This window comes from Streptomyces sp. JLSY215 (genome assembly GCF_059682825.1).
On the sequence record NZ_CM185022.1, the window covers coordinates 9,141,241 to 9,166,698 of the forward strand.

Genomic DNA, 25,458 nt, shown 5'->3' on the forward strand with positions numbered 1-25,458 from the left:
GCCGCGGTGCCGGATCCTCGTCCGGTCATGGTTGCCGGGCGAACACGTCCTTGATCACGGTGCCGAACCCCAGTGGGCGGCGACCAAGAAGTTCGGCGACGTCGTTCGTCGCCCGGTCGTATCGGTTCTCGCCATGCAGCCTGGCCATCGTGGCAATGTGCTCGAACACGTGGTCCGGCAGGCCCTGACTCCTGAGGTCGTGCTCCAGCCACTCCTGGTAGGGCACATCGACGTAGGTCACGTCGCGGCCCAGGGCAGCGGAGAACTCGGCCGCGATGGCTGTCATGTCGCGGGATTGAGCCCCGGTCAGCTCGTAGCTGAGGTGGGTCCGGGGGGCAGGGTCGAGCAGAAGTGTGGTGATGACCTCGGCCACGTCGGCGGCGGCGACCGGTGAGGTTCGGGCCGAGCCGAAGGGGAGGCGGATCGTGCCGTCCCGCCGGATCGAAGCGGCCGCCACCTTGGTGAAGAGCGGATTCTCCATGAACACGGTGGGCCGGACGTGGACGACCGGTGCCCCGGACCAGTCGAGGACGTGTTCGGCAAGGTAGTGCAGTCGCTGCTGCCGGGACTCGGCGTCGCTGGTGAGGTCCATCTGCGAGACGGTCATCTGCGAGATGCTCACCAGCAGTTCCAGGCTGACGCTTTCCCGGGCGGCAGCTGCCACCGTCGCCGCGGCCTCCAGGTAGGCGGGCGACACGCTCATCCCGAAGTAGGCCCGGCAGCAGCCGGCCAGCGCCTTGACCACGTCCGCACCACGGGTGAGGTCACCGACCATCACCTCCACGCCGCCCATCGTCCTCAGGTCCGAGGCGCGTTCATCGTCGTGGTGTACGAGCGCCCTGACGGGCACGTTCTGTGCCCGCAATCGTTCCAGGATCCTTCGTCCGACTCCGCCGACGCCACCGCCGGCGCCGGTGACAAGGACAGGTGCAACGGGCACGGCGATTACCTCCTGCCTACCTGACCGGGCCATCCGGTCCACTGCGAACGCTCCCACGCCGGGGACGGTCCGCGGGTCACCGACGCCGGCAGGACGGCCGTTCAGGTCGGCGTCGAGCAAAGTACGGCGCGCCTTCCGCCCCTCCCTTCCCCCGGCTCGCGTCGGCCCCATCCGACGCCGAGAGCGCGGGGTGGTCCTCGGGGGAGTCGTATCCGTACATCGGCAGGCCGCTCATGGACTTCTCCCTGGAGGATTCCTCCTCGATCGCGTTTCAGTGCTCAGCTGGGATGCCGTCCTCCATGCGGCCGAAGTCGACGGCGATCCAGGGGGCGGGCTCCCTGTGTCCCGTGAAGCGCCCGCGCACCATGACCATGTCCCCTTTCGTCAGAATCAGTTCGGTTCGGTCTCGTGATGCAGCTCCGGAAGGTCTTGACCAGGGTGAACAGACTCTCGCGGCCGGGCGGGGCATGGGCGCTGTGATGGACGGACCACGGTTCGCTCAACCACCCATCGGTGCCGGCCCCGATGCTCTGAGCACTCGATTCCCTTGTGCGCAATGCGGGTGTGATGTTCGGGGAGCGGAGCCGTTTCCGCAGGTGGTCGCAGGCGTAGACACCCGGCGGAGCTTGGCCCACGCTCTGGCAGCCGTCCACAGCGCGAAACGCCGGTGTCCGGTCTGCCATGAGGTGCCAAAGACCGGTGGGAGCTGTGTCCCGGCGCAGCCCGTGGTGGCGACAAAGATGATCGTGGCCGGCACGGCACGGTCGTCCGCCCGCCGACGACCGCCACCCTGCAGACGTCTCGGCGCCTCGGGCGCCACGTTCCGGGGCAACTCCCACAGACCGTCCGAGGACAGCTCCTCTACGATGCCCAGAAGGGGAGCAACGAACAAGCAGCGACCAGGACACCGGCGTCAAGCTCCCAGAAGATCGGCATTCGGAGGCGGAGCTAGGTGTTACTGACGGTCGCTGGCGTGGTCACTGTCCTTTGGATGGTGCTCTTCGCCTGGGTGTGCTGGCGCCGGCGCAAGTTCGGAGGGGGCGGCGCGACGTCCGGCGCATGGGACGAGCTCTTCCAACCCTCGCAACAGCATGTCCAGGAGGAGAAGGAACGCCGCCTTGTCCTCCGTGACGATGCGGAGTCCGGCGCACCGCCGCGCAGTTCCGTGGACTTGCACTCCGGCACAGCAGTGATTCGCCCGGAGCCCAGTCACAGGACCGAACAACGCTGACCGGCAGTCTCCCTGCGCCCTACGCACCCGTACGGTTGGCCTCGGCCCAGAGCACCCGTGCCCTTCGTCGACCTACCGCCATCCGCAATCGCGACACTTATGCACCAATTGAGCCGTGCATCCGCTGAGTTGATGTTTCGTCAGAGCGGCGCTTCGGAAGTCCGTAATCGTGCGGTTCGTGGCGTGTTTACCAGAAGGCGGTGCAGACGCTCACCGAGTTGGAGTTCTGCAACAAGTAGGCCGGGGTGTCCGACGGGGCCGGGCCGGCTCGCTCAACGGGGCCGTGCACCTGAGCCGGCACGCCTCGACGGTGGACTCCTCAGGGGCGGTGGGGGACTGGCCCACCTGAGAAACGGTCCAGGCCGACCCGGAATGCTCCAGGCGACCTGGCAGCGCTTCAGACAACGAACAAGGCCCAGGTCGCCGAAAACGCCGAGAGCTGAGAGTTTCCTTGTACACCTGCGGTTGTGCGCGCTGCTCTCTGGTTTTGCTCGGTGGTGCACCCGCGGCCTGCTGCCAGGCGGCCAGGGCGTACAAGTCGGCTGCCACCACGACTTTGTGATCCTCAATGGCCCGCTTCAACTCGACCAGCGTGCGGCGGTGACCGTGCGCCTGCTGGGAAGATCGCATCTCATGACTTCCGTTCCCTGGAGTACTCACGCTGTCGAGATCCGGTCCGACAGCGTGGTCAAGAGGTTCCGACGTGAGAGTTACGGAGAGTGCAAGCGGGAGTGGCGTGCACTGACGCTGCTCGCCGCGCATGCACCAGGGTTGGCGCCTGTCCCGCAATGCGCGGACCTTGCGGCGGAGGAGCCGGTGGTGGTGATGTCGCGCCTGCCGGGTGAGCCGCTGCGGGGAGATTCCGCTCAGCGATCAGCAGCTCAAGGCTCTGGCCGCGGCCGCGAGCGAGCTGTATGCGGCTGTGCCGGCGGAAGTCCTGACTGAGGTCCCCGTCCGACCTGGCCAGCAGCATCAACTCATCGCCCAAATCCATGCCTGGGTGCCGCAGGTTCGCCCACGAGTCAGCGGTGAGGTGGGTGATGCCATGGACCGCGCCCTTGCGTGGCTGGCCCGTTCAGGCATGGAACGAGTCGGCAGGCCGGACATCCCGATGGCTTTCGGCCCGGGGGACGGCAACCTAGCCAACTATCTGTGGGACGGCACTCGCGTGCGGGTCGTCGACTTCGAGGACTCAGGTCTCAGTGACCGGCCTTTCGAGCTGGCGGAGATCACGGAACACGTGGCCAGCTGGGTAGGCCCGCCCCTCGATGTCGAGGCACTCCTGGCTCAGTTCGACCTGAACGCATCCGAACGCACGCGGCTGCTGGAATGTCGCAGGCTGCTGGCGCTCGTGTGGTTGTTCCTCTTGTCCTGTGACGACCCTCAGCATCCCCGCAACCCGCCGGGAACAGCCGAGCGGCAAGCCGCCCGGCTGTCCAGGCTTCTCGCCTGAGGCCATGCACCGGGCGACCCTCCGGGCCGGGACCGATCACGAGGTCGTCGCCTTCGACACCCGGGAGAGGCGGCTACGGAGGCGCTCGGCTTCGAGTTGATGGCCGCGTTCGCGGAGTGCTCGGGCAAGGACTTCGGTAAGCCCGCTGACCCGGAAGCGGCCGTACCAGCAATTGACCTGGAGCTGGACGGGCAGCTGTTCGCGGCGGTTGCCACAACGCCGGCAGTCGCCGCCCTCGATACGGGGCCCGCTCCGACACAGTGATCAATCTGCACGATCCGATGAATCGACACGGCGGCTCATGAAAACCCGCTGCCGAGGGTGACCTCGCGCGAAGTGGACTCCGCGCTACGCGGCGTCGGCGAGGATCCGTTCCACCACGGGGGAGCGGGGTTCGAAGACGTCGAGGAGGCCGATGGTGCGCAGGGCGGGGGCGAGTTCCCGCATCTGCGTGATGAGGGTGGCGTACTCGGGGGTGCCCTCGACGAGGCCTTCGAGTCGTACGGCGTTGGCGACGAAGGCGGCCACCGAACCCTTGCGGACGGTAGACCCATTGATCTCGGTTGAGTCGATTCCCGCGGGCAGGACGTCCTCGGGCCGAATGGCCGGCTGGTGCGATTCCGAATGCGACATGACGATCCTTTGCGTGTTGAATGCGCGTGCTTTCTGCACGCATATGACGCTAGCAGGACTCCGTGTTTTTTGCACGTATCATCGAGGGGTGAGCGAACCGAACCGCGACAGCACTTCCGCCGCCCGCGTGGCCGCCGCCATCGGAGCCCTGACCCTGCGAGCCACCCGCGCCGGGCTCTACAGCCGCCTGACCGCGGGCGTGGAGGGCGTGGACGCCACGACCTATCCCGTGTTGTCCGGTCTCGACCGCCTCGGGCCCGCCACCGCCACCACACTCGCCGAGGCGATCGGAATGGACCGCACCGTCACCACCCGCTACGCGACCCGACTGCAGAAGGCCGGGCTCATCGCCCGCCGGCCCGACCCATCCGACGCCCGCGCCACCCGGCTGATCCTCACCGCGGACGGTGAACAGGCAGTCGTCGCCCTGCGTGAAGCGATGCAGTCCTTCCTGACCGAGGAGATGGCAACGTGGCCACCAGGAGAGGCCACCGCCTTCGCCATGCGCCTCGAACGTCTGACGGAGGCCCTCGCGCACCCCGACGCGGGCCGCACGCCCTGAGGCGGAACGCAGGTTCACACGACGACACAGAGCCCGGCGCGCGCTGAACCATGGCCGGCGCCGCACACTTACCCGGGCCGTAGGTTTCGCGGTGGTGCCGCTCCTGCACAGGGGCGTGGCGGTGAGGTCGGGGCCGTGGTCGTCGCCGGGCCGGGTGTGGGCGCGCTCAGTGAACGGGCCGACCCTGGCGGCAGCCTCCGGTCGGCGGACCGGTGCCCAGGGCTCTGGGGTGCGGAAGACGGATCGCGGATCGGCCGCGTTGCCGTACGCGTACGCGAGGCAAGCGGGTGACACCGCAGCGAGTTGAAGTGAACGGGCGCGGGCGTGTACCACCACGGGCGCGTGTAATAACGACAACAGGGCCTCCGGGAACCGCTCGGAATGGGGGCGCACCCCCGAGCCCCCAGGAGGCCCTGCCTTCATGCGCGTCCGGCCGGAAGATCACCCGACCAGAACCCCGTTCGACTTGCACGATCCAAGATCGGTTGAGAGACGGCTTCAAGTCTTGAGAGCACCGGATATCGCGGGGAAGGCGCCACTTGCTGTGGGTTCCGTGCGCCCCTCCTTTCCGTTGAAGCCCGGCGGAGAGAGCGTGACGATGCCGATCCAGAGGAGACCGATCCAGAGGAGACCGATCTCCTTCCGCCGGCAAGCTGTCGCTTGATCGGGCGTCAGCGCAGGTTCATCCGGGCCGTACTCGGTACCGGGAGCGGGTTGGCGGTGCAGGTTGTGTCGGTGGGCGGGATCGTGCCGTCGGTGAGGTAGCTCTCGACGAGGTTGTCGACGCAGGCGTTGTGGTTCTGGAACTGTCCGTGGTCGCCGCCCCCGACGACCGTCACCAGCCGCGAGCTGGGCAGGGCCCGGTGGTCGCGCAGCGCGCCCTCGTAGTAGGTGGCGGGGTCGTGTACGGAGTTCAGCATGAGGATGGGGGGTAGGTCGCGCCCGGTGACCCGGATGCGCGGCGCGGTGGAGTGTGGCCAGGCGGCGCAGACCGCAGAGAAGGCCAACGAGCGGGCGCCCACCAGCGGGTGGTCGCGCGTGGCGCGGCCGCTCTGTGCGATCCAGTAGTCGGTGCTGCGGTTCCAGGGGGTGTCGTTGCAGACGACGGAGAAGAAGTCCGCCACGAAGCCCGCGTCCATGGGATGCGCCATCGCCTTGGCGAGGGCCTCCTTGGCGGTGGGGGGTGCGGCATCGGGGTGTTCCAGGACCGCCAGGGCGGTGGCGAGGTTCTCGAAGCCCGGGTCGGCCTGGTAGATCGCGTTGCTGGTGAGGATGTCCAGTTGGTCGGGCGTGATGGTCGTTCCGTCGAGCACGAGTGGGTCTTCGTGCAGCCTGGCGCGCAGGCGCTCGAAGGATGCCTTGGCCGCTGCGGGGGTGCGGCCTTGGTGGTACACGCCGTCGTTCTTCGCCAGCCAGGGGAGGAAGTCCTCTTCGAACCGGCGCTGGAAGCTGGACGGCTGGCCTTCCATGAACGACTGCCAGGTGCCGGTGTAATCGACGTTGCTGTCGAGGACCATGCGCGCCACCCGGTGGGGGAACTCGGTCGCGTAGGAGGCACCGAGGACGGTGGCGTAGGACGGGCCGTAGTAGGAGATCCTGTCGGCCCCGAGGAGCGACCGGTAGAGGTCCATGTCGTGGACGGCCTGCTCGGTGGTGATGTACGGCAGCAGGTCATCGGAGTGGCGTTGGCAGTCACGGACGAAGGCGCGTGCCCGGGCGAAGGTCTTCCGGATGGCGTCGGCGGAGCGGACACGTTTGTCGCCGGAGAAGTAGGCGTCGACATCCGACTGGCCGGCACAGGTGACCTTGGTGCTGCTGCCGACGCCGCGCTGGTCAAAGCTGACGATGTCGTACATGGCGGCGAGGCCGGGTGCGTAGTTTGCCAGACCGGCGGGCCGCTTCAGACCAGAAGCCCCGGGGCCGCCGGCGGCCATCATCAGCACACCGCGCCGCCTGGCGGTATCGGTCGCCCGGTGCCGGGAGACTGCCACGGTCAGGCTGGGCCCCTGTTCCGGATGGTGCCAGTCTCGTGGCACGGTCATGGCCGCGCACTCCAGCGCACCGGAGGCACAGGGCTGCCAGTCGAGATGCTGGTTCAGATAGCGCGCCGGTGTGCGCGGGGTGCTCGGCCGGGAGGTGTCCGCGGCCGTGGCGCTGTCCGCCCCCGCGATCGGAAGGGTCACTGCGGTGAGGAGTACGGATGCGGCTACGGCCGCCCAGCGGGTGGACTTCCCGGGTATGGGCATGCGTTCCCCCTTGAGGAATGTCGGTTTCCTCGATATTGGGACGCGCGGGACCGGTGATCAATGAAGGCAGCTTCCGCGCCTGGGGTGGTACCAGTGCCACCTCGGCGATGTCCCGCGCCTGAGCCGCTGGTCGCAGCGGGCGGCGTGCAGGTGGACAAAACGCCTGGCCGATGCTGCTCGTAGCGGCGTGGGCGCGATACTGCTCGAAGCCGTACGTGAAGCGGGACGCACGGCAGGCGGCCGACGCCTCGTCACGGACGTCTGGTACTTCCACGAGGGTGCTCGTGCGTACTGCCAAGCCGCAGGCTTCAGCCCAATGAACGTGCACGTGCGGCTGGATCAGCAGCTCTGACGTCAATGTCAACCTGCGGGCCGGCAACCAAGCCGGTCCACCCGGTCGGCGGCATCGAGAGCCCCACTGTCGAGCGTGGTGTTTGATTTTCTGGTTCTGTCCTTCCATCCGCCCTTCCATCCGCGTGATCCAGGAGTACGACCATGAGTGATACAGGTCCGGGCGACACCCTCATCGTGGGACTGCACGGGGTGCTGGACCGGCATCCCTGGATCGACCGGGTGAGCGCCGAGTTCGACCTCGACGAGGATGTCTTCAGCCTCGCAGTGAAGCGGGCTTCGGCCTACGCCTGGAGTTCCACCGCCCTCACGGACAAGCCCGCCGACTACCTCTGGGACCACAACGACGCGGACGGCGACTGGACGCAGGACGGCCAGGTCCGTCAGCTGGCCTGGCTGCAGTCGTCGCTTCCGCGGCCCGTGAACACTCCGGGCAGAAAGCAGCGCGCCCGCCGCCTCCCGGTCCTGCCCGTCATCACGGTCCTCTCGGACGCGCTGCGCCGCGTCGGCAGCGTCCGCCTCACCGGCACACACGCCCTCGTGCCGCTGCACCGGGCCGGGGACGCCCGCATCGAACTCGCCGAAGTCGCCGACTGGTTCGCCCTCGCCGACCCGTCCGGCGCGGCCGCGCTGACGGTCACCGTGTCCGCCCTGCCATCGGCGAACCTCACCGCGCGGGCCGCCGAGGTCCGCGAGGCAGCGCTGGAACGCACGTACCAGCACATGACGGTTGAGGCCCTCAAGCCCGCCGACACAGTGACTCCCGGGCTCGCCCGTCCCCTCGCCGGGGTGGTGCAGGCCGAGGGATTGCGCCAGGCACTCGCCTTCCGCTGCGACGTGCGCGAGTGGTCCACGGACGTGGCCGCGTGGACGACGGAGGTGTTCGCGGACTCGATCCGGGCAGTGACGGGACTCTCGGGCCCGATCCTCATCACGGTCTCTTCGGAGGTCTGAAATCCGCGGGTGGGGGACGCGCGACCCACCCGCTGAGAGCGACTGGAAGTTCGTCCGACAGATGGGGCATACCTGGGCATACCGGTACACCTTGCCGTCGATGTCGACCCGCATCGGGGACGGGTGACCCAATCGGGGACGCGTGACCCAGCCGGCCCCGGTTTGTCGAGCTGGGCGTTCACGTGCAGCAAGAAGCCCCGGCATTCACCACGGATCCGGGGCTTTGCCCTGTCGCTCGGCACGTGCGCCGGCCGACCATGCCGATGCTGCGGGTACGGCCCGCGATGCGGGGCCGGCGATCAAGGTGCTCGGGGTTCCGGCGTGCGTGGCGGAGCATGTCTCAAGACCGGGCAGGAATGGAGAAGCCCCGGTCGCCGCCCAGCCCCTAGCGTGATGGTCATGGCAACCACCACTTCCACCGCAGCCCACACGTCCCTCGCGTCCGTCACTCTTGAGGTGGCCGACCCCGAGGCCGCCCGCCGCTTCTACAGCGCCTTCGGCGTGGACACGCACATACGCCTGCGGGCGTCCGAGGCGCACTCCACCGGATTCCGCGGCTTCACCCTGGCGCTCACGGTGTCCGGGCCGGCCACCGTCGACAGCTTCGTCGGCGCCGCCGTGGACGCCGGCGCCACGGTGCTGAAGCCCGCCGCGAAGTCGCTGTGGGGCTACGGCGGCGTCGTCCAGGCCCCGGACGGGACGACCTGGAAGATCGCGACCTCGGCGAAGAAGGACACCGGCCCCGCCACCCGCGAGATCGACGAGGTCGTCCTGCTGCTCGGCGTCGAGGACGTGAAGGCCACCAAGCAGTTCTACGTCGGCCGGGGCCTGACCGTGGCCAAGAGCTTCGGTGGCAAGTACGTCGAGTTCGCCCTCGGTCAGTCCGGCCCCGTCAAGCTGGCGCTGTACAAGCGCCGTGCCCTTGCCAAGGACCTCGGCGTCCCCGCCGACGGCACCGGATCGCACCGCATCGTCCTCGGCAGCACCGGCGACACCTTCACCGACCCGGACGGGTTCGCCTGGGAGGCTGCCGCGTCGCTCGCCCCCACGCCGTCCTGACTCCCGCCCTCCACACTCCCGCCCCGCCTGACTCTGTATGAGAGGAAACCTGCCATGCCGTCCACGAAGTCGCCCGCCAAGGACTCCGGCACGACCACCGAGAAGTACAACGGATTCACCGCCGAGGAGCGGGCCGCGATGAAGGAGCACGCACGCGAGGAGAAGAAGGCGGCGGCGCGGCGCGGTTCGTCCCGGGCGGAGAAGGAGGCGGCGGCGGAGCGGGACGTGCTCGCGAAGATCGCCGAGATGCCGGAGGCGGACCGCGTCCTCGCCGAGCGGATCCACGAGATCATCAAGACCGCCGCTCCGGACCTCGCGCCCAAGCTCTGGTACGGGATGCCCGCGTACGCCAGAGACGGCAAGGTCGTCTGCCACTTCCAGAGTGCGGAGAAGTTCAAGTCGAGGTATGCCACGCTCGGCTTCAGCGACCAGGCGGCACTCGACGACGGCGCCATGTGGTCGACCGCCTATGCCGTGAGGGAGCTGACCGCGGCCGACGAAGAGCGCATCAGCGCGCTTGTCAAGAAGGCGGTGGGCTGAGACCTGGCCACGCGCCGTCATGCCGGCACGGAAATCGAGCCAGAGCCCGTTCTCGTGAACAAAGCCGGCCGGGTGACCTCGCCGGCCCCGACCCCAGAATGGGACACGAGGTGGAGCTTGCGGAGGTGCTCATCTCCGCCTCATCTCTGCCTCATCTCTGCCTCCTCTCCGCCTCACCCCCGCGATGCCCGGGGTGGTGGTCGCAGAACTGCACGACGACTGTGCCGCCGCCCTCAACGTGCTCGTGGACGGGCTCGGCGCCGGCGGCCAGACGGCACCGCCACGGGAACCGGCACCCCCCCGAAGTCCTGATGGCGGCCCTGGAAGCAGAGTGTGGGGCGGGCCCGGCCGGGCAGACCGCGCGGCGCCCGACGCGTCGGCGTTCGAGGCCGGAGGCGAGGAGGTTGACTCCCACGAGGTCCCCGTCGGCCAACAGCGGGCCGCCGGGCGGACCTTGACGGTGCCCCTCGCCGGGATGCCCTGCGGTTCGGCCTCGGTGCAGAACCATGGAGCCCGACGATGCGCGACCCAGGCGTATTGATCACGACCGTTGTCAACAGCCGCCCGGCTCGATCATGGCGAAGACCTCTGGTGTGGCGGAGCTGTCCAGGACTGCACCGCACGGAGGTCTTCGCGTCCCGGCGTCCTGCTGGACGGCCTCCGCCCAGCCGGACGCCGATCAGTCCGAGGGCTTGTGGTGCCGGGTGTGGTGTGCCGAGCGCACGGATTCCTCCAGTGCGGCGAGGAGGTCCTCGGTCGGCTGTGGTGTGGGCGGGGGTTCGATGTGTCCGCCGGCGGTTTTGGCGTTGACGAGCCGCTCCAGGGCTTCGCGGTACTCGTCGTGCAGTTCGTCGGTGTCGACTCCGGCCAGTTCGCCGATCAGCTGGACCGCGAGGCGGAGCTCCCGTTCGGTCACGGGCGCCGTGGGGGCGAGTCCGTGGAGTTCGTGGATCTCGTCCGGCCACAGCAGCGTGTGCAGGACGAGCGTGCTGTGCCGGGGCCGGAGTACGGCCAGGCGCTCGCGGGTGCGGACGGCCACCTTGCAGACGGCGACGGCCCCGGTGTGGGCGAGCGCGGCGGTCAGCAGGGTGTAGGCGTGCTGGGCGGCTTCGCCGTCCGGGGCGACGAAGTAGGGCCTCGCGTACCGGATGGGGTTGATGTCGTCGGCGGGCACGAAGCCCAGGATGTTGACGTGGTGGCGGGTCGGTAGCGGCAGCCGGTCCAGGTCCCGCTCCGAGAGGGGTACCACGCCGGCGTCGGTGAGTTCGTACCCGCGGCCGACGTCTTCGTAGGGCACCTCCTGGCCGTCGATCTCGCACACCCGCCGGTGGTGGATCCGTCCGGCATCGGCCTTGTGAATTTCCCGGAACCGGACCGCGTGCTCCTCGGTCGCCGGATAGAGGCGGCAGGGCAGTACGACGAGACCGAACGTGATTGCACCGGTCCATACCGCTGTGGGAGGCGAGCTGGTGACCATGTCTCCAGCCTCCCGCCACCCCGCCCTGGCCGCAGCCCGGGCCGCTGTGCGCCGGGCGGGTGACCCGCCCCGCGTGGCCTGACACCCTCCACGTAATTCGAACATATGCACGCACTGCCGAGGGGTGGCCAAGGCGAAGCAGTCGTTTGATTTTCCCCAGGATCTGCGGGACGCCCAGATGGAGCTGCACCGCGTGCAGGCCGAGCTGTCGGCCGTCTACGAGCGGCTGCCGTGGTCGGCCGAGCCGCTGCCCGGCTGGAGTCACACAAAGGAGCACGGGCGCTCCTTCGCCGGCAGCCGGCCCGACTCTGCCGGCTACACCGACGAGGAGAAGACGCAGGTCGAGAGGTTGCGTGCACGCCGTCTGGAACTCGCCGGCGTGGTGTTCGCCCACCCCTACTGGGCCAGCTGCGACAACGCGGTCGCGGCACGATCCGCCCTCAAGCACGCCCACGAACAGGCGCCGGACGAGTCCGCGGCCTGACGGTGAACGGCTCGGCGGGCACCGTAGGCGGGGTGGCGGCGAGGGCGCAGGTAGCGCGCCCGGACGGGCGGCGCCGGACGGCCGTGATCACGCGTCGGCGCCGGGACCGCTCCGGCACCTGGTGGTACGGCCTGGAGCTCGAACTGCCGGACCAGATCGATGACGGCCACCGCGGGCCCAGCCTGGGAGTGCGGAACGCCGACATCCCCGTGCCGCGCTCCTGCTGCGGGGCCGGACAGCGTGCTCGGGCGCGGATACGGACCGGTCGCAGCCAGTGGGGCGGTCGGTCGGCGGTCGGCGGTCGGGCCACCGGCCTCGACTCCCGCCCGGCGCCGAGGCCGCTGCTGTGATGGTCCGGTGCCGTACAGCTGATACGCAGGTCAGCCCGCTGGGGAGCAAGAAGGTGCGTTAGGCAGGTCAGGCACGTCAGGCACATTCCAGTCCCAGGTCACCTAGCAGCCGGCTTTGTACATGCGACCTGACACCGCTCGTCGGTCCGGGCCTTGTGGCGGGAGGATCGGTGAGCTTTGTGCCCGGCGTTGCCCGCGCCGGATCAGCCTCGCCCGGCACCGACCTCCGGTGACCAGGTTGATCGCTTTTGCCTGGTCGGCCATGCGGTGGCGAGCCGTTCGCGGCGATGGCTTCCCAGCTATGCGGCTCAGGTGTGCCGAGACCAGAAGGCGACGAACGCGATGTAGGCGATGGCGGCGGTGGCCACGAACCAGAAGTAAGGATCGCCGCTTCTTCCGGAGGCCAGGTCACCGATGAAGGCGCAGAGATTCCCCACGGTGAGCACCACGCCCGTGCCGGCCCAGGCGCGCCCTCCGATCCGGGCGAAGCGCTCGTCGGGTTCCTTCTCGGTGAGGCCCTGATAGGTCTCGCTGCGGCGTCCCAGCAGCACTAGGGCGAGACTGCAGACCGCCAGGATCCCGAACGTCACCAGGCCGAGAGTGAGGCGGCCGCCGAAAATCGAGGCCACGAGGCAGGCGCCTCCGAGGGCAAGGAAGAAGCCGGGGACGGACCGCCGGGCTGTGTTACTGGTCATCTGCTGGGCTCTCATCGACATGAAACATCTCCTCAACGCTGACCTCGAAGAACTTGGCCATGGACAAGGCGAGCGGCAGGGAAGGTGTGTATCGCTCGGTCTCGATGGCGTTGATCGTTTGCCGTGAGACCCCGAGGGCTGTGCCTAGCTGGCCCTGGGTGAGCCCTCGTGACGACCGCAGTTTCCTGACGCTGTTTCGCACGTGTAAAGCTTACTTGTCACCCCTCGATGGATGTCAAGCTTGCTTTACAGGAGGGTAGGGCTCGCACGGCGCCTCGGGCACCGTGTGCACCGTGCCGGTGGTCGGCCCAGCAGGGGAAGGGCGAGTCCATCCCCGGCCGCCCCTTGGAAGGCCACAACCCCACCCGCGAGTGCGGCTCCGGCTCCGAGGCGGTCGCGGCGGTGGTGCCCCAGCGGGAGCGGTGCGTCGAACATGCCGTGCAGCTTTTGGACATCCCGCGGAAGCAGGTGGGCCCGTTGCCGGACAACTGGCCGGGCGAGGAGATCCCCCGCTGGTGCGTGTGGTGGCGGCTCTTCGAGTGGCAGCACGGGCGGTGCGCCTGTTGTCCGGACCTCGTCGAACCACGGTTTACCTCGTTGAACCACGGTTTACCTGGGCGAACACGAGCTGGGGGCGCATCTGCCCCGCAGCCACGGGAAGTCTGTCTCCGGCACGGAGAGCATGCCGACCAACGTGTGCCGGCGCACGACCTGCCAAGCGGCGGGTCATGCGCCGACCTGGAGACACGCCCCCTCTCGCATCACGAAATGTCTGGGCTTCCACACACCTCGGGTGCTCCGTGTGGGACGTTACGGAACACATGCGGGACGGCCCGCTGGCGCCCCGGTGTTCCGGAACCTCTTGTCGTCCGCCCCGGAACGGGCAGAACCGGGCGCGCTACACCGTGTAGACACGGCGAGGCGGCCGGTCGACATCAAGACTCATGCTGGGGCAGCGCCCGGGACAGCGGCGAAGGCACCGGTTCAGCCACTGATCGACGGCGCGCCTTCCGGGGCGCTCAGCATGGCCTGCGGAAGGTAGGCGGATTGGACGCGCAAGTCCCAGCCGTGTACCTGGACTGCCAGTGCGGCCAGGGCGATGGTCTTGTACGGCAGGAGACTGCGCGGCGTCGCATCGGAGGGTGTGCTCTCCCGGTGCTGGACGAGGCGGTGCGCGAGGGCCTGCTCGAAAGCCGGCTGGTCGTTCTCCAAGAGCACGCGCAACAGGTGCTGATCTGGCGTCAGCGCATCGAGGGTGTCCAGTTGCCGCGTTGCCTCGGCGCGTTCGTCAGAGGTCGGCTTGCACAGCGTTACCGACGGCCAGTGCCGGGGCAGATGCCCTTCGGCCTGGGTGAGGTAGCCGCACAGGGCGTCCATCTCCGCCAGCTCGCCCGGGTCCGACGTCGATTCCAGGTTCGCGTGCGGCAGACCGCTGCGGATGTCAGGCGCAAAGTCGGCTCGCAGCAGCAGCCCGATGACCAGGTCCCGTTCCCAGATCATGCCGCTGATCACAGAAAGAGCGAACGAGTCCAGCCAGGTCCTCGCGGTTGCTGCCTGCTCCACAACGGCCTCGAAGTCCTTGTCCTCGCTGCTGAGCTTCTCACCGATGAGGGTGAAGGAGATCTCTTGATCACCGTTGGGGTAGCAGCCCAGACTCAGCAGTCCCAGGGCGCACTCGGCTGCCGTGCGCAGGACGATGTGTGACGGGGCGGTGCCGGGCTCGGGGCCCACCACCGTGCGGGCGGCTATGTGGTCGAGGAGCTCGTCGCGCATTCCCTGCAGCTCCTCGTCGGAGTAGCAGTCGTACTGCATCGTGTGCCAGCGGCGGCGGGCCCGCCGCTCGATGTCGTCCAGCGCCTGCTCAATCCGCTGCTCACTCACGTCATGCCGGGCTACATTCTTGATCGTCATGAGCGTCATCCTGGCAGCCGGCACTGACACCGCAGTCCCCGGCCGTGACCACGCCCGAGGGGCTGGTTAGTTGCAATGAGCAGCTCCGCGCGGCGGGCGAACCGGGCAGAGGACCAGCACCTGCTTCGGGAGGCCGCGCCGGGGGAGATCGCCCGCATGGCCGCCGTCTACACAGCACGTTTGAAGGAGCTGGAGGCCGGCGAGCAGCGGCCCGAGCCGTAGGGCGGCGATCACCGTGCAGCGGTCCGGCTGAGCCACGGGGTGAAACCGAGCAGCCTCGCCGGGACACAAGCACTCTTTGACACAGCCACCGACCTGACGCTTTCCGGAGTCCCTGGAAGCGGCGTGGCCGGTGGAGCGGAGGTAACCGTTGTTCTCCCCGCTCCACCGGCCACGTTCAGCTCGCGCGCGCCTACAACTCCCGGTCTCCTTGCCATGTGACTGACGTCAGCGCGCCCAGGCCACCATGTGCCAGGCCCTTGTAGGTCACTGTCCGGGTGGGGCCGAGCTCGTGTGCGACCTGTCGCGCAAGGTCCGTTCCCTCACGGAACAGCCGCTCCCACTCGGCGTCGTACTTGCCGTCCTCCCGGTCCCGGACGTCAAGGTTCATTGTGGTGTCGATCCCGTCTGCCCACGCGTACAGACCGGCGACGAGGCCGTCGGACAGGTGCAGGGCGGCGGCGGGGTCATCGGGGAAGAAGTCCCCGAACCCGTCGGAGCGCAGCGGACCGAACTTGTACTCGCCTTCGACGGTGATGCGGACGGGGTGTGGTGGTGTGCCGTGGCTGTCGCGTTCCCAGTGAAGGCGGTCGCAGCCCCAGCACACCCACTTCGCTGTCCTGTGGTGCTCGTCCCAGTAGCGCACCGCCCATGACGGCCCGAGATGCCTGGCCAGGCGCTGAGCAGCCGCCACGCCCGGTTTGATGTGCTTGCGCAGATCGGGGCGGGAGGCGAAACCTCCTGGCGGACGGGACAGCGACCACGAGCGCAGCGCGTCGGCCAGATCCTCCGGCAGGCCCAGCCCGGAGTCGTCCAGCGGGATGTTGCGGGTGAACGCGTCGATGTCCTCGTACGCCCCACCCTGATGCGGCTCGTACAAGGGGGACGACTCGCCCCGGGCTTGCATGAGCAGGTGGCGCGGTTCTCCGCAGGTGGTGGCATGACACCAGGTGCAAGACCACATCTCCACCTCCCACCGAGTCGGCGGCACCGGCCGCTGCCACATCGTCCGCCCACATACATCGCATTCCACGGCACGATCCTCACACGTGTCACGGCCCGCCCCAGCCTGCTGCTTTCACGCACTTGAACCGCGACCGGCCTGGGACCCCGGTCGCGGCGCCTGAGCGTGGGGTTGGAAAGGCTCAGTGTCGGTCAACTGAAGGCGCCTTCGATTCGCCATGAGCTGTTGAGCGGGCAGCGGACCCCTAGGACGCTCAGGTTTGGTGGTGCGTGTTCGGGCCGGTTTTCGGCGTGATGGTTCGTTGTGCTGTCTGGTCTGGACGTCGAGATGCAAATTGGCCTCTGGGAGGGGGAGTTGATGCCAAGTCTTGCGCGTATGCCGCTTGACGGTGGCGGGGCGATCCGTGACCTGCCACAGACGTTGCAGACTTCGCTGGTACAGGTCCGGGAGACGGCTCGGACGGCGCTGGAGCAGTTGAGGCAGGCTGGTCCTGATGAGGTCGAGGTCGAGTTCGGGGTGAATCTCTCGGCGAAGGCCGGAGCGGTAACGCCCGTATCCGAGACGTCACCAGGTCCTGCCGCCCCGGTGGGCGGACCGCCTGGTCACCGCCCGCGAGCAGGGCGCCACCGAGCAGCAGCCCAGGACGCGCATCGCGGCTGAGGGCCTCGCGGAGATGTACTCCCGCGCCAACAACACCCGCGCGCAGGGCCTGGGCGTGGAGCTCACCGACGTGGAGCACACCGTGGTCGAGCTCTAGGGCCGACCGGTGTCCGATGTCCGGGGGCCTAGGCGGACTTGGCCGTCGCCCGGACGCCGAAGTGGACGTACCGGCTGCCGTCGGGGAGGGCGTAGAACACCACGGGTATCCAGGCGTCCTTCTCGTTGCGGCGGCCGGCGAACACCGTCTTCGCCGGCGTGTGCGAGACCGGGGTCAGGTGCCAGACCAGCGGGTCGAAGGTGCCCGCCAGGCCGTCCGCGCCCTCGTACCTCAGCCGCAGCGTGCCCGGACCGCCGTCGCCGTCGCCGTCGGCGATGGTCATGAGGAAGCCCTCGCGCTTGTAGCTGCCGAGGAACGGCTCCGTCTCCACGGTCAGGGGTTCGGTGGCCGGCGCGAACCCGGGCATGGTGACCCCGGCGAGTTCGGCGCAGAGCTCGCGGCAGAGCGTTTCGAAGACCTTGGGCGCGGCGCCGCCGCCGTTGGTCAGCAGGGCGATGGCGAGGCCCTTCTCCGGGATGGCGCGCAGGTAGGCGAGCTGGCCGAAGGTGCTGCCGTCGTGGCCGAAGCCGCGCGCGCCGTCCCATTCGAACAGGCCCCAGCCCAGGCCCCAGTGGGCGCCGAGGAACCACTGGTCGGGCATCTCGACTTCGCGGGTCAGCATCGCGTCGACCACGGCGGCCGGCAGCACCCGGGTGCCGTCCGGCGCGGCGCCGCCGTCCACGAAGGCCCGGGCGAACCGGGCCACGTCGGCGGCGGTCGCGCTGATCCCGCCGTACGGGCCGGCCGAGCGCGGCAGCATGTTCCAGAGCGGGGTGGGGGCGGGGGTCTCGCCCGGCTCGCCCATGTGCCCCATGGCGGCGCGGAAGCGCAGCACCTCCTCGGGCAGCGTCATGGTGTGCGCCAGCCCGAGCGGGACGAGGAGCAGCTCCTTGAGCGCCTCGTCCCAGGTCTGGCCGGTGACCACCTCGACGATCCGGCCCAGGACGTTGTAGGCGGTGCTGGAGTACGACATGGTGACGCCGGGCGGGTTGGTCAGGCCGACGGTCCGCACACCCTCGATGTAGCGGGCCAGGCAGTCGTCGCCCCGGCCGGTGTCGTTGACGTAGTCGCCCTCGATGCCGCTGGTGTGGTTGAGCAGTTGGCGCGGCGTGATCGTCCGGGTGGCTCCGGCGTCGGCGACCGCGAAGTCCGGCAGGACGTCCGCGACCGGCGCGTCGAGGTCCAGCTTCCCGGCGTCGGCGAGCAGGACCACCATGGCGGCGGTGTAGCCCTTGCTGACGGAGCCGATCTGGAACACGGAGTCCGGGGTCACCGTGACGCCGGTGCCGGTGTGCAGGACGCCGGCGGCCAGTTCGTGGATCTCGCCGTCGGCGAGCACGGCCAGGGCGGCGCCGGGGATGTGGTGGGCGGCGAGGAGCTCGCCCAGCCGGGCCTGCCAGCGGGCGGTGTCGAACGCCGGGGCGCCGGCGCCCACGCCCAGCGCACGGTTGACCGTACGGGCCACGTCGCGGTCGGTCTCTTCCAGGATCTTGGCCACCTCCTGGTCGACAAGCTTCGACACTTCCCGGCTCAGGTTTTCCGACATGCTGTCTCCCTCGTGGTCACGGTGGAAAGGCGCGGGTGGGTTGGGGGCGGGGCCAGGCGGCTAGCCGGCGCTGCGGTTGCGCCGGCCGACGAGCCCGGTCAGCGAGGCGACCGTCGTACGCGGCGGCTGCCGGAGGTCGCGGTCCGGGTGCAGGACGGTGCGGAACGCGGCCCAGGCGAGTGCGCCGAGGGCGAAGCCGTAGCCGGAGACCAGCCCGTGCCCGTTCTCTTGCGCGAACCACATCGCCAGCCCGAGCACCGGCACGCCGAGCGCGAACAGCCGGTTCTTGCGGACGGCCTTACCGCGGCTCGCGCCCTCGTCGTCGGTGCCCTGCTCGGCACCCTGGCCGGTGGCCTTGCCGGAGTTCTCGTCGGCGCCGCCGCGCAGCAGCAGGGCCGCGGCCAGCGTCGCGCCCAGGAAGTAGGTGGCCCCGGAGCTGCCGGCGAAGTTGCGGGGGTCGGTGCTGTGGGAGGTCTGGCCCCACAGCTTGTCGATCTGCTCCGGCAGCAGGATGCCCGCGGCGAACAGGCCGAGCGTCAGCGGCGCACCCCAGAACCAGTCGGCGAAGGCCGCGACGGCGGCAAGGGTGGCGATGTTCCAGGCCGCCCCGCCGAAGCCGCCGTTCTGCATGAAGACCGAGGTGACCACGCGCCACCAGCCGGACTTCGACGGGTCCGCGTCGAGCGCGCCCATCGCCCCCGACCAGCAGAGCTGGAGGGCCACCCCGGCGAGCGCGAGCCCCGTCAGGCCGACGGCCGCCCAGGGGATCCGCCGCCGGCCCAGTGTGCTCTGGCCGACCAGGGCCAGACCGCCGTTGAACATCAGCACCATCAGTGCCGCCGTGGTCACGTTGAACAGCAGGATGTCCATCGTCACCACCCCCCTCCGAGCCGTGTGCGATTTGTTGATCAGGACATTAGCGCGACCCGGGAAATTTTCAAACAGTGTTTGAAAGCTGGCGCGGCTCGCTAAACTGCGGCCATGAAGCTGACCGCAGACCGGATCATCGACGCAGGGATGGCGGTGTTCGCCCAGACCGGCTACCACGGCTTCTCCGTGCGCCAGGTCGCGGACCGGCTCGACGTGCATGCCGGCAGCCTCTACTACCACGTGCCCAGCAAGGCCGCGTTGCTGCAACTGATGGCCGACCGGGTGGTCCGGCAGGCGTACGAGGCCGGCACCGCCGCCCTGGCCGAACTGCCCGCGCAGGCGGGCTGGCCGGCGCGGGTCACGGCGCAGGCCGTCGCCCTGCGGCAGAGCATCCGGCAGCACCCCGGCGGGGCGATCATGCTCGCCGGCAGCCCGAAGACCCTCAGCCCCGGCGCGCTCTCGCTGATGGAACGGCTGCTCGCCACCCTCGCCGAGGCCGGCGTGCCCCCGGAGCACTGCGGCACCGCCGCCGACACCGTGCTCAGCCACGTCACCGGCTACGTGCTCCAGGAACAGAGCGATCCACCGGCGGTGCCGGTCACCGCCGAGGACGGTGCCGCCCTCCACCGCAGCTTCCCGCGGACGGTGGCTGCCGCGGCCGCGCACGGGCCGGACGAGAAGTTCACCCGCAGCCTGGACCTGCTCTGCGCCGGCATCGGGACGCTGATCCGGCCGCCGTCCGAAGGGTCGCCGTCCGAAGGCCCGTCGTCCGAAGGCTCGTAGCCGTGCCGGCCGGGCGGGATCGGTTGCCGTCGGGAGTGAAGGCCTGGGGGTAGTGCCTGCGCAGACCTTGCTGTCGATGCGCTGCTCGTTCGCGGTGGCAGGCCGCGGGCGTGCTTCTGTCGTTCGTCCTTCCACAGGGCGTTGCTTCGGTGCTGCGGGCGGTATTGGCGGCACCGGCGGCTGCTTGCTGCTCACCCGGGCAACGACCCCGGCTGCCATCAGCCGCGCATCACGGACACCGGGGCGCGGGAGGCGGCGGATCTCTCCCTGAACTGACCTGTTGAGTCGGAGTTGCGGGAGGGAGATGTCCGGCGGTCTCCGAGGCCGAGGTCTCATCGGACGAGAGCGGCCGCTGCCGCCCTAGTTGCTCCTGCTGTCTGACGGGTGAGGGCTCACGCGGTGCTCTTGCGGCCGGCGTTGAGTGCGGTGGTGGCCTTGCGGTGGGCCTTGAGCAGGGCCGGAACGAGGACGTAGACGGCGGCCGGGACGACGATTGCCGTCATGACCAGTGTGCGCAGCGCCAGCGGCAGGCGGGCGGTGTAGGGGCCCAGGAGCAGGAAGGCGGCGGTGATCGTGGGGTAGACGGCCAGCCAGGTGAGCAGGGCGCGCAGGTGCGTGGACGGCACTGCCCGCGGCGCCACTTCGGTCCCCGTTGCGGCGGCGGGCGTGGCGGTGGTGGCGGTGAGCGTGGTCATGGGTGGGTCCTTCCGGCTCGTGCTCGTGCGGCCGGAGACCGCTATCTCCAACCAGATGGTTGGAGTTTGGCACGGCCGTGTCCACATGTCCAACCATCCGGTTGGAGTCGGGGTATCGTGGGGCCATGGCCTGGGACACCGCACGCACCAAGCAGCTCCTCCTCGACGCCGCCGTCGAGGAGTTCGCCGAACACGGCCCCCAGGGCGCCCGCGTCGCCCGCGTCGCGACGCGGGCAGGGGTGAACAAGGAGCGGATCTACCAGTACTTCGGCAACAAGGACCAGCTCTTCGGCGCGGTCCTCGCCTCGGAACTGGCCAGGCTTGCCGCAGCCGTCTCGCTCTCGGCCGAGCAGGCCGAAGACCTCGGCGACTACGCGGGCCGTGTCTACGACTATCACCGCGCCCACCCGCACTTCGCCCGGCTGCTGACCTGGGAGGGGCTGCAACACGGCATGGGAGAGGCAAACGGCGCCCTGGTCGCGGAGGCCGAACGGGCCGCCCACTACGCCGAAAAGGTCCAAGCGGTCGCCGCCGCGCAGGACGCCGGCGCCCTGACCCGGGACACCGACCCTGCCCGTCTGATGTACGCGGTGATCGCCCTCGTCAACGCCTGGTTCATGCTGCCCCAGGTCGCCCGCCTGCTCCTGACCTCCACCCCGAACCCGCATCCGGCATCAGACCGCGATGCCCTGGTCGTGCTGGTCCAGCGGCTGACCACACGCGCAGTCAGCCCATAGATACGAACAGGGCTGCCTGACCTGTAACGGGCGCAATGCACTTTGAGGGCGCCACCCGGTCAGCGGCCGGGCAACCAGAGGCGCCCCATGACAGACGATTCATCAAAGACGGCCTCGCGCCTCTGGCCCGCGGTAGCAGCCACCACCCGTTCGTCGGCCGGACCGAGTCCAGCACCGCGGACCACAAGGTGGGCCCGGCTTCCAGCGCGACGACGACCGAGTACGGCCGGCCGGGCATCATCTGGTGGTTGGCGGTGTGCCGTGGCCGTAGGTGCGGCAGAACGAGCGCTCCGGGACGGGTCCGGCGTCCCGACGAAACACGGTGAGACGTCGACCGCCAAGACCGGCCAGCGGGCCACCGGCCTCACCTCTGGCTCTATTCGCGGAGTTTCGGCGGCGGATGTTCACCGCTTCGGGAGGCGGCTCGGCCGGGCCGCGTCGGTATTAGCCAGAACGGACAGCACTGGATCGTGGGGCGTGCCCCGCATGGCTGAATCCGACGCTGCTCGCCCTGTTGGAGGCCGTCCGGGCGCCAGGATGGGCGCTATGAGTTCTGCACCCACCCGGCGCGTAGTGATTCTCCGCCACGCGAAGTCCGAACACCCCGACGACGTAGACGATCACGAGCGTCCGCTCGCGGAGCGCGGTCGCAAGGACGCGCCTGTCGCCGGCCGCTGGCTGGCAGGATCCGGCATCAGCCTGGACCTGGCGCTGTGCTCGACGGCTGCACGCTGCCGCGAAACCTGGAAGCTCGCGGTGCCCGAGCTACCACAGAAACCCAGGACGGTGTACGAGGACCGCCTGTACGAAGCCTCGGTGGGCGAGCTGATCGCTGTCCTGAATGAGGTATCCGACGAGGTCAGCGACCTAGTGCTCATCGGGCACAACCCGGGCGCGCATGCTCTCGCTGATGCCCTCGCGGGCGAGTCGGAGGGCGACCTGCTGCCACGAATGAACCGCAGTGGTTTCCCCACATCCGCAATCGCTGTACTCACCTTCACCGGCTCCTGGAAGGCGGTCGAGCACGGCGTCGGGAATTTGGTTGCCTTCTGGACCCCGCATGCCTAGTTGACCGCCTTTGTCCCAACGCCGCGCCGGGTGCCGAACACTTCCCCACGCCCCCGGCCCGCAGGCGGCCCATTTCTGGTGGGACCGTGGCGTGGGGATCTCCATCACGTGCCCTGGGCGCTTCGGCGGCCGAGTTTGTTGAGCCATCGAACGGCGACCAGCTCACAGCCATACCCGGAACCCCTGGGCCCGACGACCTACGAGTGACTGACCGTCTCATACCCACGCTGGGAAGGAAGGTGGGACAGGCTCAGCGCCAGTCGAAGGCTTTAGAAGTCGCGCAGATTCGCAGCAGGTGAAGCTGGTCGGCAAAAAGACAGACACAGGTTTCACGGTCACGACAGAGTAACGCTCTGTCCTCATTGAGGAGCCCTATGCCTGCGCTGCCATCATGGTCAGTTGAGTGCGAGACTTCGCGGACGACGGGTTCGTAAGGGGGTTGAGATGCGCAACAGTTGGGAGACTGAGGAGTTCCTCGGACACTCCGATTCCTGTGATCAGGAGGCAGAAGTCCTCGGTCTGGATTGGGACGAGTACGCGGATGTCGCAGTCCGTGTTCATTTGCTGGACCGGTGGCTCTACGAGGACAGTCCTGGTGCTCCCGCCATCCTCACCGAGTTGCGGACAGACCAGCAGGATGCCGGGCTGATGCCGGAGGCACTGACGAAGAACGCGCTATTTCGGGTCATCGCCTCGGAGAGCCGGATGCGCCGCGAGCCCCGTGATTGCCGTCTCCTTACGGTGCCAGAGGCAGCCTCGATCGTAGAAAGAGCTCTACTCGATTGGGGCGGCACACCGTCGCAGCGTGTCGTACTGCTCGCAGCCGACCTGCGCGAGACCATCGTCTCTGAAGGACAGCAAGCTGTGTTGGTGACAGTGGTGGACCCAGTCACCAACACAGTTATGGAAGACGAGACGCATGTGGTGGTGTCGGGGATGGCGTGGGCGGCCCCGGTTATCCGCATCAGCGTCGTTCCCCGCCCGGAAGGCGGTGAGCCACTTGACCCGGCATGCTCCTTTGCGGCCTGCTCAAACGGAGTTCGGCTCACTCCTGAGGAGCACGGGCTCGCCGAGGCCAGATTGCGCGCCATCTGCGCGGGGACTGTTCTGGCGGCTCTACTGGAGTGTGACGGACGCGCCGCGTTCAAGGTTGGCTGGCAGGCGCATGGGATCGATCCAGGACATCACTGCGACCTCGCCACTGTACGTGCTTGGTGGGAGAACACTACGTGGCACGAGCAGTACGACGACGACTACATAGACGTCTACTACGACTACGGCGCCGGCGCCTGGTGTGGTAGCCACACACACTTGATACCTGATCAAGAGCAGCTGGACGAGCTCGACGACTACCCACAATCGCATCTCGTCCTCGGCGACCCTGGCGAGCCATCGACCGGTATCTGGACGGTGGGCGACGGCATGCGCCCGTTGGACACGGCCACCTTCCTGGCCGAGATCGAAGCGCTCCGTCATGCGAGCCGAGACCAGACGACTGCCGGTCAGCTGGTCGATTTCTTGCTGGACGAGCTTCTCGCTCGGCCGCTGGAGAGAGTCGGGGGATCGGAGCATCGAATGGTCGTGTGGGCCGATGCCGACGGAACCGGCGAGTTCTGGCGCACAGGCGAAGAAATCGATGTCTACGACGATGCTCGTCGGCTACTGGTAATTGGGCCGAGCGAAGCGCTCTACATCGTATTCAGAGGAGAAATGGGTGCTTAACGGTCCACTCGGATAGACGTGTGCTTATCGTCGACGCTTGGCACGTTCGTCCCAGCGGTGGGTCATCCATGTGTGTCGGATCAGGCTGCGGATGGTGATGCTCCTGTCGGCGAGGTCGAAGAAGGGGTCGATGCCGGTGGCGCGGCGTTCGTAGCAGCGGGCGAGGCGGTGGAAGGCGTTCTGCCAGGCGTGGGCGCGTTCGACGTGCCAACGCCGGCTGGCCTGGATCGGTGCTTTCTCGCCCTTGGGCGCGATGCGGCCGTGAAGGCTGCGTTCGTTGAGGAGGGCGCGGGTGGTGTCCGAGTCGTAGCCGGCGTCCAGGTGCACGGCGATGTCGTCGGGCAACGGACCCAGGTCGTCCAGGCGGTCCAGGGTGGGGGCGAGCGGTGGGGAGTCGTGGCGGTTGGCGCCGGCTAGCACACGACCCAGCGGAATGCCGTATCCATTCGTCATGCCCGAGCGTTTCAGCCCCTGTTTGCCGCGGTCGACCGGCGATCGCCTCGTAAGAACAGCCGAAGCGCAGGAGCTGCAGCAGCTTGTCGAAGACGATCCGTTCGCTGATGCGCCGACGGTGACAGCCCAGCGGATGGTCCGGATGGTGCACCGGCCGCTCAGGCAGCAGCGCCGCGAATTGATCCCAGAGAGGTTCGGTCAGCCATGACGGAAGGACAGGCACAGGTCTCCCCGGGGATCACAGAGCGTCGTCCGTCCATGATCATCAAGCCCTGCGCCTGCAGTTCCGCCGGGGTGCCTCAACCGCGCCTATCTGCGCGACCTCTTAGTCGAAGGCCTTCGCCGGCGGGGCGCCGGGCCCGCTGGTCTTGCTGACCCAGAGCATCCGGCTGCCGTGCCAGTGCATCGTGTACGGCTCGTCGCGTGTCACCCGCAAGCGGCGGGCCGTGGCACCTCACGGCCGTCGGCGGGGTTGAGGACATGTGCCTGGCACCGCCACGAGAGGCGCCCTCAGCGTCATCTTCGAAGTGGCGCAGTGCAATTACATGACCACGCCGGCAGGCCGACGCATCGATGCCCCAGCCATCGCCCCACGTCCACAGGTGCCGGCCCGTCGACAGACAGAAGCCGGCGGGATGGGAAAGATGGGCCTACCGCGGCGGGTCGACGAACGTCATGAGCGTGTCCCCGGTCCATGTGACCCAGCGGCGTCCGCCGGCGAGTGGTGTGGGGGAGTACGGGCTCATCCTGCCGCTATC

General features: G+C 68.7%; 27 protein-coding genes and 1 pseudogene. 15 read left to right on the plus strand and 13 right to left on the minus strand.

Annotated elements, in window-relative coordinates; translation table 11 throughout:
* Nucleotides 1-25: 25 nt before the first annotated feature.
* Together AC5677_RS40525 and AC5677_RS40530 are read right to left on the minus strand one after the other, a co-directional pair.
* Nucleotides 26-940 carry an NAD(P)H-binding protein gene (locus AC5677_RS40525; RefSeq protein WP_497192846.1) on the minus strand — a complete coding sequence of 305 codons (915 nt, stop codon included), beginning with the start codon at nucleotides 938-940 and terminating at the stop codon, nucleotides 26-28.
* Nucleotides 941-1,439: 499 nt separating this feature from the next.
* The gene (locus tag AC5677_RS40530; protein WP_497192847.1) at nucleotides 1,440-1,832 is read right to left on the minus strand and encodes a transposase; all 393 of its coding nucleotides are present in this window, start codon (nucleotides 1,830-1,832) and stop codon (nucleotides 1,440-1,442) included.
* A gap of 99 nt (nucleotides 1,833-1,931) precedes the next feature.
* Here AC5677_RS40530 and AC5677_RS40535 point away from each other — a divergent pair, with 99 nt between their 5' ends.
* From AC5677_RS40535 to AC5677_RS40545, 3 genes are all read left to right on the plus strand, one after another.
* A complete protein-coding gene (locus AC5677_RS40535; RefSeq protein ID WP_497192848.1) occupies nucleotides 1,932-2,171 on the plus strand; it encodes a DUF6191 domain-containing protein in 240 nt (79 codons plus the stop codon).
* A 633-nt stretch (nucleotides 2,172-2,804) separates the two neighbouring features.
* On the plus strand, nucleotides 2,805-3,116 hold the full coding sequence (locus AC5677_RS40540) for a phosphotransferase (RefSeq protein WP_497196936.1): 312 nt from the start codon (nucleotides 2,805-2,807) through the stop codon (nucleotides 3,114-3,116).
* A complete protein-coding gene (locus AC5677_RS40545) occupies nucleotides 3,013-3,624 on the plus strand; it encodes a hypothetical protein (protein WP_497196964.1) in 612 nt (203 codons plus the stop codon). Before AC5677_RS40540 ends, AC5677_RS40545 begins: the two co-directional genes overlap by 104 nt.
* Nucleotides 3,625-3,972: 348 nt before the next feature.
* Here the strand turns inward: AC5677_RS40545 and AC5677_RS40550 are convergent, their stop codons facing one another.
* Nucleotides 3,973-4,257, minus strand: a complete 285-nt coding sequence (locus AC5677_RS40550) for a hypothetical protein (protein WP_497192849.1) — start codon at nucleotides 4,255-4,257, stop codon at nucleotides 3,973-3,975.
* An 88-nt stretch (nucleotides 4,258-4,345) separates the two neighbouring features.
* On the opposite strand from AC5677_RS40550, the gene AC5677_RS40555 reads away from it, so the two are divergent.
* Nucleotides 4,346-4,819: a MarR family winged helix-turn-helix transcriptional regulator gene (locus AC5677_RS40555; protein WP_497192850.1), complete on the plus strand. Its 474-nt coding sequence runs from the start codon at nucleotides 4,346-4,348 to the stop codon at nucleotides 4,817-4,819.
* Nucleotides 4,820-5,490: 671 nt separating this feature from the next.
* On the opposite strand, the gene AC5677_RS40560 is transcribed toward AC5677_RS40555, so the two are convergent.
* On the minus strand, nucleotides 5,491-7,065 hold the full coding sequence (locus AC5677_RS40560; RefSeq protein WP_497192851.1) for an alpha/beta hydrolase: 1,575 nt from the start codon (nucleotides 7,063-7,065) through the stop codon (nucleotides 5,491-5,493).
* A 495-nt stretch (nucleotides 7,066-7,560) separates the two neighbouring features.
* On the opposite strand from AC5677_RS40560, the gene AC5677_RS40565 reads away from it, so the two are divergent.
* The 3 genes from AC5677_RS40565 (at nucleotide 7,561) to AC5677_RS40575 (ending at nucleotide 9,969) form a co-directional block, all read left to right on the plus strand.
* The gene (locus AC5677_RS40565; RefSeq protein WP_497192852.1) at nucleotides 7,561-8,370 is read left to right on the plus strand and encodes a hypothetical protein; all 810 of its coding nucleotides are present in this window, start codon (nucleotides 7,561-7,563) and stop codon (nucleotides 8,368-8,370) included.
* Between the two features lie 393 nt (nucleotides 8,371-8,763).
* The gene (locus tag AC5677_RS40570) at nucleotides 8,764-9,429 is read left to right on the plus strand and encodes a glyoxalase (RefSeq protein WP_497192853.1); all 666 of its coding nucleotides are present in this window, start codon (nucleotides 8,764-8,766) and stop codon (nucleotides 9,427-9,429) included.
* Nucleotides 9,430-9,483: 54 nt separating this feature from the next.
* Nucleotides 9,484-9,969: an iron chaperone gene (locus AC5677_RS40575; protein WP_497192854.1), complete on the plus strand. Its 486-nt coding sequence runs from the start codon at nucleotides 9,484-9,486 to the stop codon at nucleotides 9,967-9,969.
* A gap of 679 nt (nucleotides 9,970-10,648) precedes the next feature.
* Here AC5677_RS40575 and ku read toward each other — a convergent pair.
* Nucleotides 10,649-11,446 carry a non-homologous end joining protein Ku gene (gene ku / locus AC5677_RS40580; RefSeq protein WP_497192855.1) on the minus strand — a complete coding sequence of 266 codons (798 nt, stop codon included), beginning with the start codon at nucleotides 11,444-11,446 and terminating at the stop codon, nucleotides 10,649-10,651.
* A 124-nt stretch (nucleotides 11,447-11,570) separates the two neighbouring features.
* Here ku and AC5677_RS40585 point away from each other — a divergent pair, with 124 nt between their 5' ends.
* Nucleotides 11,571-11,930 carry a DUF8825 domain-containing protein gene (locus AC5677_RS40585; RefSeq protein WP_497192856.1) on the plus strand — a complete coding sequence of 120 codons (360 nt, stop codon included), beginning with the start codon at nucleotides 11,571-11,573 and terminating at the stop codon, nucleotides 11,928-11,930.
* Between the two features lie 32 nt (nucleotides 11,931-11,962).
* Nucleotides 11,963-12,280, plus strand: coding sequence for a hypothetical protein (locus AC5677_RS40590; protein WP_497192857.1), 318 nt, complete (start codon nucleotides 11,963-11,965; stop codon nucleotides 12,278-12,280).
* A 308-nt stretch (nucleotides 12,281-12,588) separates the two neighbouring features.
* On the opposite strand, the gene AC5677_RS40595 is transcribed toward AC5677_RS40590, so the two are convergent.
* The 3 genes from AC5677_RS40595 to AC5677_RS40605 form a co-directional block, all read right to left on the minus strand.
* Nucleotides 12,589-12,975 carry a hypothetical protein gene (locus tag AC5677_RS40595; RefSeq protein WP_497192858.1) on the minus strand — a complete coding sequence of 129 codons (387 nt, stop codon included), beginning with the start codon at nucleotides 12,973-12,975 and terminating at the stop codon, nucleotides 12,589-12,591.
* Nucleotides 12,965-13,177 carry a helix-turn-helix transcriptional regulator gene (locus AC5677_RS40600; protein WP_497192859.1) on the minus strand — a complete coding sequence of 71 codons (213 nt, stop codon included), beginning with the start codon at nucleotides 13,175-13,177 and terminating at the stop codon, nucleotides 12,965-12,967. Before AC5677_RS40600 ends, AC5677_RS40595 begins: the two co-directional genes overlap by 11 nt.
* Nucleotides 13,178-13,959: 782 nt before the next feature.
* Nucleotides 13,960-14,886 (minus strand): immunity 49 family protein, encoded by a 927-nt coding sequence (locus AC5677_RS40605; protein ID WP_497192860.1) that lies wholly within the window; start codon nucleotides 14,884-14,886, stop codon nucleotides 13,960-13,962.
* Nucleotides 14,887-14,961: 75 nt separating this feature from the next.
* On the opposite strand from AC5677_RS40605, the gene AC5677_RS40610 reads away from it, so the two are divergent.
* Nucleotides 14,962-15,108, plus strand: a complete 147-nt coding sequence (locus AC5677_RS40610; protein WP_497192861.1) for a hypothetical protein — start codon at nucleotides 14,962-14,964, stop codon at nucleotides 15,106-15,108.
* Between the two features lie 190 nt (nucleotides 15,109-15,298).
* Here AC5677_RS40610 and AC5677_RS40615 read toward each other — a convergent pair whose 3' ends face one another.
* Entirely contained in the window at nucleotides 15,299-15,985 is a 687-nt protein-coding gene (locus AC5677_RS40615; RefSeq protein ID WP_497192862.1) for an immunity protein CdiI family protein, read from the minus strand.
* A gap of 459 nt (nucleotides 15,986-16,444) precedes the next feature.
* On the opposite strand from AC5677_RS40615, the gene AC5677_RS40620 reads away from it, so the two are divergent.
* Nucleotides 16,445-16,729 carry a CU044_2847 family protein gene (locus tag AC5677_RS40620; RefSeq protein ID WP_497196937.1) on the plus strand — a complete coding sequence of 95 codons (285 nt, stop codon included), beginning with the start codon at nucleotides 16,445-16,447 and terminating at the stop codon, nucleotides 16,727-16,729.
* 125 nt (nucleotides 16,730-16,854) lie between these two features.
* On the opposite strand, the gene AC5677_RS40625 is transcribed toward AC5677_RS40620, so the two are convergent.
* Nucleotides 16,855-18,372: a serine hydrolase domain-containing protein gene (locus tag AC5677_RS40625; protein WP_497192863.1), complete on the minus strand. Its 1,518-nt coding sequence runs from the start codon at nucleotides 18,370-18,372 to the stop codon at nucleotides 16,855-16,857.
* A 60-nt stretch (nucleotides 18,373-18,432) separates the two neighbouring features.
* Nucleotides 18,433-19,242 carry a hypothetical protein gene (locus AC5677_RS40630; RefSeq protein ID WP_497196938.1) on the minus strand — a complete coding sequence of 270 codons (810 nt, stop codon included), beginning with the start codon at nucleotides 19,240-19,242 and terminating at the stop codon, nucleotides 18,433-18,435.
* Nucleotides 19,243-19,353: 111 nt separating this feature from the next.
* Between AC5677_RS40630 and AC5677_RS40635 the strand changes: the two genes are divergently transcribed.
* On the plus strand, nucleotides 19,354-20,025 hold the full coding sequence (locus tag AC5677_RS40635; protein WP_497192864.1) for a TetR/AcrR family transcriptional regulator: 672 nt from the start codon (nucleotides 19,354-19,356) through the stop codon (nucleotides 20,023-20,025).
* Nucleotides 20,026-20,417: 392 nt separating this feature from the next.
* Here the strand turns inward: AC5677_RS40635 and AC5677_RS40640 are convergent, their stop codons facing one another.
* Complete coding sequence (locus tag AC5677_RS40640) at nucleotides 20,418-20,720, minus strand: hypothetical protein (protein WP_497192865.1); 303 nt, start codon at nucleotides 20,718-20,720, stop codon at nucleotides 20,418-20,420.
* 125 nt (nucleotides 20,721-20,845) lie between these two features.
* Here AC5677_RS40640 and AC5677_RS40645 point away from each other — a divergent pair, with 125 nt between their 5' ends.
* From AC5677_RS40645 to AC5677_RS40655, 3 genes are all read left to right on the plus strand, one after another.
* Complete coding sequence (locus AC5677_RS40645; protein ID WP_497192866.1) at nucleotides 20,846-21,457, plus strand: TetR/AcrR family transcriptional regulator; 612 nt, start codon at nucleotides 20,846-20,848, stop codon at nucleotides 21,455-21,457.
* A gap of 546 nt (nucleotides 21,458-22,003) precedes the next feature.
* On the plus strand, nucleotides 22,004-22,525 hold the full coding sequence (locus AC5677_RS40650) for a SixA phosphatase family protein (RefSeq protein WP_497192867.1): 522 nt from the start codon (nucleotides 22,004-22,006) through the stop codon (nucleotides 22,523-22,525).
* A 444-nt stretch (nucleotides 22,526-22,969) separates the two neighbouring features.
* Nucleotides 22,970-24,247, plus strand: a complete 1,278-nt coding sequence (locus tag AC5677_RS40655; protein ID WP_497192868.1) for a hypothetical protein — start codon at nucleotides 22,970-22,972, stop codon at nucleotides 24,245-24,247.
* A gap of 24 nt (nucleotides 24,248-24,271) precedes the next feature.
* On the opposite strand, the pseudogene AC5677_RS40660 reads toward AC5677_RS40655, so the two are convergent.
* Nucleotides 24,272-24,923, minus strand: a pseudogene (locus AC5677_RS40660) (transposase).
* Nucleotides 24,924-25,458: the final 535 nt, after the last annotated feature.

Coding starts and splice junctions, on each gene's coding strand:
- AC5677_RS40535 (WP_497192848.1), top strand. CDS start 1,932: ATGGTGCTCTTCGCCTGGGTGTGCTGGCGCCGGCGCAAGTTCGGAGGG.
- AC5677_RS40540 (WP_497196936.1), top strand. CDS start 2,805: ATGACTTCCGTTCCCTGGAGTACTCACGCTGTCGAGATCCGGTCCGAC.
- AC5677_RS40550 (WP_497192849.1), bottom strand. CDS start 4,257: ATGTCGCATTCGGAATCGCACCAGCCGGCCATTCGGCCCGAGGACGTC.
- AC5677_RS40560 (WP_497192851.1), bottom strand. CDS start 7,065: ATGCCCATACCCGGGAAGTCCACCCGCTGGGCGGCCGTAGCCGCATCC.
- AC5677_RS40565 (WP_497192852.1), top strand. CDS start 7,561: ATGAGTGATACAGGTCCGGGCGACACCCTCATCGTGGGACTGCACGGG.
- AC5677_RS40570 (WP_497192853.1), top strand. CDS start 8,764: ATGGTCATGGCAACCACCACTTCCACCGCAGCCCACACGTCCCTCGCG.
- AC5677_RS40575 (WP_497192854.1), top strand. CDS start 9,484: ATGCCGTCCACGAAGTCGCCCGCCAAGGACTCCGGCACGACCACCGAG.
- ku (WP_497192855.1), bottom strand. CDS start 11,446: ATGGTCACCAGCTCGCCTCCCACAGCGGTATGGACCGGTGCAATCACG.
- AC5677_RS40595 (WP_497192858.1), bottom strand. CDS start 12,975: ATGACCAGTAACACAGCCCGGCGGTCCGTCCCCGGCTTCTTCCTTGCC.
- AC5677_RS40605 (WP_497192860.1), bottom strand. CDS start 14,886: ATGACGATCAAGAATGTAGCCCGGCATGACGTGAGTGAGCAGCGGATT.
- AC5677_RS40610 (WP_497192861.1), top strand. CDS start 14,962: ATGAGCAGCTCCGCGCGGCGGGCGAACCGGGCAGAGGACCAGCACCTG.
- AC5677_RS40620 (WP_497196937.1), top strand. CDS start 16,445: ATGCCGCTTGACGGTGGCGGGGCGATCCGTGACCTGCCACAGACGTTG.
- AC5677_RS40625 (WP_497192863.1), bottom strand. CDS start 18,372: ATGTCGGAAAACCTGAGCCGGGAAGTGTCGAAGCTTGTCGACCAGGAG.
- AC5677_RS40630 (WP_497196938.1), bottom strand. CDS start 19,242: ATGGACATCCTGCTGTTCAACGTGACCACGGCGGCACTGATGGTGCTG.
- AC5677_RS40635 (WP_497192864.1), top strand. CDS start 19,354: ATGAAGCTGACCGCAGACCGGATCATCGACGCAGGGATGGCGGTGTTC.
- AC5677_RS40640 (WP_497192865.1), bottom strand. CDS start 20,720: ATGACCACGCTCACCGCCACCACCGCCACGCCCGCCGCCGCAACGGGG.
- AC5677_RS40645 (WP_497192866.1), top strand. CDS start 20,846: ATGGCCTGGGACACCGCACGCACCAAGCAGCTCCTCCTCGACGCCGCC.
- AC5677_RS40650 (WP_497192867.1), top strand. CDS start 22,004: ATGAGTTCTGCACCCACCCGGCGCGTAGTGATTCTCCGCCACGCGAAG.
- AC5677_RS40655 (WP_497192868.1), top strand. CDS start 22,970: ATGCGCAACAGTTGGGAGACTGAGGAGTTCCTCGGACACTCCGATTCC.